Origin of the sequence: Halogeometricum sp. CBA1124 (assembly GCF_009741955.1) — an archaeon.
In the GTDB taxonomy this organism is placed as follows: Archaea; Halobacteriota; Halobacteria; order Halobacteriales; family Haloferacaceae; genus Halogeometricum; species Halogeometricum rufum.
In genome coordinates this window covers 1-6,004 of the sequence record NZ_WPCD01000217.1, presented here as the reverse complement: position 1 = coordinate 6,004, position 6,004 = coordinate 1, and the positions used below count along the sequence as shown (strand labels likewise).

Sequence of the window (6,004 nt, the reverse complement as noted above, 5' to 3'; positions counted from 1 at the left end):
GGGGGCGTCCGTCTCGTCCTGCAACGCGCGGACGAGGGGCGCGTAGAACAGTCGGAACAGGCGTCCGTACAGGCGTTCGTCCTCGACGCGGGCGTAGTAGCCCTTCGAGAACCGGTAGCCCTCGGCCAGCGGGAACAGGAGGCGCGAGACGTACGAGCGGTCGTACGTCTTCGTGTCCGCGTCGTGGACGACGACGAACTCCTCCTCGGCGGCGCGGCCCAGCGCCAGCCACACGTCCCGCCCCTTCCCGCGGTCACCGTCCGCGCCGACGCGTTCGAGCAGGTCCGCGACGCGCGGCCCGTCGCACCACAACACCTCGAGTGGCAGGTCGTACTCCGAGAGCCACTCGCGGAACGGGCCGACGCGCTCTCGCGCGCGCGGAGGGGGACGACGACGCGGGCGGGCGAGACGCGTTCGAGGACCGAGAGCACGCGGTCGGCGGCGAGGCCGGCGTACTCGCGTTCGGTCATCGGGACGACCACCGCCGCCCGTTCCGTCGGCGCGTCCGGAACCGGGTCGGTCAGGTCGTGCAGCGTCGCCACCCGCTCCTGAACGTACTCCATCAGTCGTTCGTGAGGAGTGACGGCAGAAAAACGGGAGGGTTCCAGCGCGTGTGCGGGGTCGGTTCCGGCGGCCGCAACGAGGACATCGCCGCGAGAACGAGGCCGCCCGCTACTGCGGGAGGCGGTTCGCTCGCTGGAGGACGAGCAGCGTCGTCACGACGACGGCGAGGCCGACGGCGAAGCCGGTGAAGATGGCGTCGTACGAGAGGCCGCCCGCCGGGAGCGTGCCGAGCAGCGGAATCCCGGCGGTGACGCTTCGAAACACCTCGTAGACGGCGCCGCCCTCGCGGAGAGCGCCGACGACCGAGGAGCCGGACGCTGCACGACCATCATGCCCGCCGAGTAGACGGCGTACGCGCTCGCGCGGTTCTCGTCGGGCAGCGTGTCGAGCAGGTAGGTGTCCAGCGCCGGAAACAGGCTGTGGATGACGTAGCCGACGAACGCCGTGAGGACCAGCAGGGCGACGAGACCCTCCGCGACGGTCAACGCGAGGACGCCGACGACGAAGGCGGCGACGATAGAGAGCAGGTAGGGGACACGCGGCAGTCGGTCGGCGAGTCGCCCCGAGACGAAGAAGGCGGGGACGCCCGCCGCGAAGATGAGCGTCAGCATGTTCTTCGCCGTCGCGTCGCCCACCTCCTTCGTCTGCATGTAGAGTTCGTAGAAGTTGAACAGCCCCTGCCAGACGAAGCCGGTGAAGCCGAGGATGACGACGCCGAGGAGGATGACGCGCCACTGGTTCACCGCCGCGGCGAGCAGGTTCCGGTCCTCGCTGCCCGCCTCCGGCAGGTCGGTCCGCCGCGCGGTCCAGTAGAGTGCGAGGGTGGCGACGAACGCGACGATGCCGATGCAGACGAAGACGACGCGCCACTCCACGAACAGCGTGAGGACGAGCGTGACGAACGGCGCGGCGACGACGGCCGCCAGTTGGCTGGCCATCCCGTGGATGCCCATCGCGCGCCCGACGCGTTCGGGGTAGAGTTCGCTCACGAGGGGGTTGGCGGAGACGAAGTAGACGCCCGAGGAGAGCCCCATCAGGAGGGCGCCGACGGCGACCATGGCGACGGAGTTCGCGGCGGCGGTGAACGCGGAGGCGACGGTCAGAATCACGCCCGTCCCGAGGACGACGCGGTGTCTGGGGACGCGGGTCAGCACCCACCCGGTGGGGATGCGCGGAATCGCGCTCCCGACCCAGACGAGCGTCGCGATGAGGCCGGCGGTGCCCTCGCCGATGCCGAAGACGGTGATGAGTTGCTCCAGTAACGGGGCGAACACCACCCGCGCGAGGTTGACGAGCAACACCATCGAACACAGCGTTCCGAACAGCCGGCCTCGTGACACGCTCTCCGATTCCGCCCCCGGCACTTCAAGCGTTCCGGAACGCCGTTGCGGCGGGTCTTGCCGGCGTTCGCCGTCGAACGGCCCCCGTATCAGGTGTGAGACTCGGTACCGCGGGTTTTTACACGCGCCTTGCGAAAGCCGAGGCAGGATGAAGAGCACGCGGAAGGGGTTGCGCGACGGCGAACTGGAGAAAGACACGTACGACCGACTGACCTGCGCGGAGTGCGGCGAGTCGCTCAAGAAGCGGAACGACCCCGACGAGGTGTTCTCCGTGCGGACCTGCCCCGAGTGCGGCAGCGAGTGGAAGGAACTGCGGTAACGCGCTACTCGAAGACGGCGTCGAACGCGCGGGCGCCGAGCGGTTCGAACGTCCCCGCGGCGACGTTCTCCGCGACGTGGTCGGGTGACCCGGTGCCGACGAGTGCGGCCGTCACGCCGGGTGCGCTCCGCGCGAAGTTGATGGCCCGTTGGGCCGGCCGTCTCCCCCGAGAGTTGCGCGTCCACCGTCTCCGGTATCGACGCCGCGAGGTCCCCCTGCGCGAGACTCGCGCTGGCGAACACGTCGAGTCCGGCCTCTTGTGCGTACCAGAGCGCGCTCACGTCTCTGTCCTCCGTCGGGTGGCGGTGCGCCTCGACGCCGAACGCGTCGGCCATGCTGACGTTGAACGGGAGCTGAATCGCCGCGAGTCCGCAGTCGTCGGCGCCCGCCGACTCGGCGGCGCGTTCGGCGCGGGCGTGGACTTCGGGGAGCGAGAGGTAGCGGTCGTGGTCGCGCGGGACGCGGAACGCCTCCCACGTAGCGACGCCGTAGACGCCGACGTCGCCCGCCAATCGCCGTTCTTCGAGCGTCTCGAACGCCGCCTCCAACTGGTCGTACACCGCCTCGCGCGACCGGACGGCCAACTGCGTCTCGGGGTTGTGGACGTAGTAGCAGTCCACGCTGTCGAGGCCGAGGTTCGACAGCGACCGGTCGAGCGACTCAGCGAGGAACGCGGGCGAGATGGCGTGACTCCCGCGAGCCAGGTCCTCGCGTTCGACGACGCCGGTGCGGACGAACTCGTCGCGGACGTACGCGCCGGGGTCTTCGGGGCGGGAGCCGTCGAACGGGACGAACCCGCCCTTCGTGGCGACGACGACTTCCTCGCGAGAGACGTCCGCCGCGCGCACCGCGTCGCCGACGACGCGTTCGCTCCGCTGACAGCGGTAGTTGATGGCCGTGTCGACGAGGTTCAGGCCTGATTCGAGTGCCGTCGTCAGCGCCTCGCGGTAGCGGGCGTCGGCGTCGTCCGTCGGGTCGCCGAGGTACGTCCCGACGCCGATGCTCGACACGACGCCGGGGCCGAACCGGCGGAAGACGTCCGCGCGAACGCGTCGCCGAACTGGTCTCGGTACCCCCACGTGCCGGATGTCGTCGCCATGCGGCGCGGTACGGGTCGGCGGCGTAAACGCGCTCCGGCTTCGACGGCGTGAACGCCCCTCGCTCTCGACTCGGGCGACGGCCCTACACGTCGCCGGACATGGCGTCGAACAGGCGTTCGCACAGCGTCGTCCGGGTGAGGGCGTCGCCGCCGTCGGTGAGGATGTGACCGTCTCGCTGCGGAATCTGCCCGCCGCCCATGCGCGCGTGCCCGCCGGCCGACGCGCCGGGGACGTTGTCGAGGGCGTGTTCGAGAGTCCGGCCCATGTGGACGCGGTCGTCGCGAGAGCGACCGGAGAGGTAGAGGGTGCCGTCGCGTTCGCCGCAGACGACAACGGCCGTGACCCCCTCCAACTGGATGAGTTCGTCGGCCGCCTGCGGGATGGCGTCCACGTTCGAGAGCGTCCCGATGTCGCTGACGGCGAACGGTCCGCGGACGTCGCGCCCGGCGATGGCGCGGGCCTGAGTTCGAGCACCTCCTTCGACACCTCGGGGTTGGCGATTCGGTCGAGGATGTCCTCGTTGACGCCGGGGTAGAGGTAGCCCGCGGCGGAGAAGTCGGCGTCCGAACAGCCCGCGGTGAGCCGTTTGGTGTCGGTGAGGATGCCGTAGAGCAGGCCCGTCGCCACCGTCGAGGGGACGGTGTACTCGGAGCCGACTTCGCTCGCGTGCCGGTCCGGCGGGACCGGCTTCGCGCCGATGTCGCGGAAGTACTCGGCGACGATGCTGGAACTGGCGCCGTAGTTCGTCCGCACGTCGGTGAACTGCTCGCCCGTCCCCTCGCCGGGGTGGTGGTCCACGATGGCGAACGGGAGGACGCCGTCGGCACCCGCGAACCCGCGCGGGCGGTTGTGGTCCACGAGGACGACGTGTTCGGCCGCGAGGTCGGTGACGTGGTCGATGGCGTCGAGTTCGAGGTCCAGTACCGTCTCGAACGCGCGGTTCTCCTGATGCCGTATCTGTCCGGAGTACTGGATGTGCGCCGTCGTCTCGACCTGCTCCGCGAGACAGGCGACGCCGATGGCGGCCGCCATCGAGTCGGGGTCCGGGTTCGGGTGCATCAACACCGCCACCTCGTTCAACTCCGAGAGGCGTTCCAGAAATCGCGTCCCCATCGGTCGCTTGAACCGCAGGATGGCGTACAGCCCACCGACTAACGCCACCGTCCCCACGATGAGCGCGGCGACTAACTCCGGATGCGTCCCGAAGACGGACTCGGCCCCGCCCACCACCTGCGCGGCGACGTCCGCCGCACCGGCGGTCGCGCTCGAATCCATACGCTGTGGTCCAGAGCCATACGTATGAAGATTCCTTCTATTCGACGCTCGAACGGCGACAGGATGTGCCGCGACGCGCCCTACTCGCTCCCGGTCGTCGACTCGCGGTAGGCGTCGATGGCCGCGCGGTAGCCCTCGCGGTACGTCGGGTAGGCGAACTCGTAGCCGAGTTCGCGGAGTCGGTCGTTCGAGCACCGCTTGCTCGTCAGGATGCGCCGCCGCGCCGCCTCCGAGAGGTCCGGGTCGTCGAGTCGGTCCTCCTTCGTCCGCTTGGGCGGGCGGTCGACGCCGCACTCGTCGGCCAGCCAGTCCGCGAACGCCCACTTCTCGACCGGTTCGTCGTCCACGACGAGGACCGCGTCGTCGCGGGCGGCGTCGGCGTCGAGGAGGAACCGGACGGCTCCGGCGGCGTCGTCGCGGTGGACCATGTTCAGGTAGCCCTCGGTGACCGGCCCCGTGAGGTAGCGGTCGAGTCGGTAGCGGTCCGGCCCGTACAACCCCGCGAAGCGCGCGACGGTGCCGTCGATGCCCGCCTCGTCCGCGTCTTCGACGGCCGCACGTTCGGCCTCCGCAAGCACCCGCGTCTTCTCCGTCGTCGGGTCCAGCGGCGTCTCCTCGTCGACCCAGTCGCCGCCGTGGTCGCCGTAGACGCCGGTCGAGGAGGTGTAGACGAGTCGGTCCAGCGGCGACGCTCGGGAGCCGTACTCGTCGACGGCGTTCCGCAACCCCTCGACGTAGACGCGCCGGGCGGCGTCAGCGCCGCGCCCCCCGGAACTGGCGGCGAACACGACCCAGTCGGCGTCCGGGAGGGCGGCCAGCGAGTCCGGGTCGGTCACGTCGGCGCGTGCGGGCGTCAGTCCGGCCGACTCGACGGCCGCGAGACCGTCGTCCGACCGACGGACGCCCGTCACGTCGTGGCCTTCGTCGACGAGTTGGCGGCCGAGTTCGAGCCCCACGTACCCGCATCCGAGGACGACTGCGTGCGCCATCTATCGGTCGTTTCGCTCGGCGATGAAGCGGTGGATCGCCGCCAACTGTTCGAGCGTCATCGGGTTGCGGCCCTCCAAGGCCTGTTGAATCTCCTGTCCGGAGAGCCCCAACTCGACGTTCGAGGCGATGGTGTCGACGTCCAGCACGCCCGTCGTCATCCCCAGCAGGAGGTGGTCGCGGAGTTCGAGGACGATGGCCTCGCTGTCCGGATAGTCGTCCGACAGCGCCAACAGGGCCGCCGCCTCCTCGACGCGCATCTCGGGGGCTTCGCCCGCGGCGACGTCGGCGACCAGGTCCGCGTCCACGCCGGACTCGGCCGCCGCCGTCTCGACGCCGACACCGTCGACCACGTCTCGAATCTGTCGCTCGTACGCCTCTCGCAACTCGGTCCTCGATAGCGACGCCGGGTCGTCGGC

The 6,004-nt window shown here is 70.2% G+C and carries 3 protein-coding genes and 4 pseudogenes; 1 reads left to right on the top strand and 6 read right to left on the bottom strand.

Going from position 1 to position 6,004, the window contains the following annotated elements:
* Positions 1-563 (bottom strand): annotated as a pseudogene (locus GJ632_RS18555) (glycosyl transferase family 2); the annotation flags it as partial.
* Between the two features lie 109 nt (positions 564-672).
* A pseudogene (locus GJ632_RS18550) lies at positions 673-1,868 on the bottom strand (MFS transporter).
* Positions 1,869-2,052: 184 nt separating this feature from the next.
* Here GJ632_RS18550 and GJ632_RS25010 point away from each other — a divergent pair.
* Complete coding sequence (locus tag GJ632_RS25010; protein WP_177232533.1) at positions 2,053-2,223, top strand: HVO_0758 family zinc finger protein; 171 nt, start codon at positions 2,053-2,055, stop codon at positions 2,221-2,223.
* 4 nt (positions 2,224-2,227) lie between these two features.
* On the opposite strand, the pseudogene GJ632_RS18545 reads toward GJ632_RS25010, so the two are convergent.
* The 4 genes and pseudogenes from GJ632_RS18545 to GJ632_RS18530 form a co-directional block, all read right to left on the bottom strand.
* Positions 2,228-3,322 (bottom strand): annotated as a pseudogene (locus tag GJ632_RS18545) (aldo/keto reductase).
* A gap of 83 nt (positions 3,323-3,405) precedes the next feature.
* Positions 3,406-4,598 (bottom strand): annotated as a pseudogene (locus GJ632_RS18540) (bifunctional oligoribonuclease/PAP phosphatase NrnA).
* A gap of 80 nt (positions 4,599-4,678) precedes the next feature.
* The gene (locus GJ632_RS18535; RefSeq protein ID WP_191453713.1) at positions 4,679-5,587 is read right to left on the bottom strand and encodes an SDR family oxidoreductase; all 909 of its coding nucleotides are present in this window, start codon (positions 5,585-5,587) and stop codon (positions 4,679-4,681) included.
* Positions 5,588-6,004 (bottom strand): DUF5791 family protein (locus GJ632_RS18530; protein WP_231751673.1); only part of this gene is annotated, 417 nt, incomplete at its 5' end.

Excerpts from the sequence above, each read along its gene's own strand:
- GJ632_RS18535 (WP_191453713.1), bottom strand. The coding sequence starts at position 5,587 with ATGGCGCACGCAGTCGTCCTCGGATGCGGGTACGTGGGGCTCGAACTC.
- GJ632_RS25010 (WP_177232533.1), top strand. The coding sequence starts at position 2,053 with ATGAAGAGCACGCGGAAGGGGTTGCGCGACGGCGAACTGGAGAAAGAC.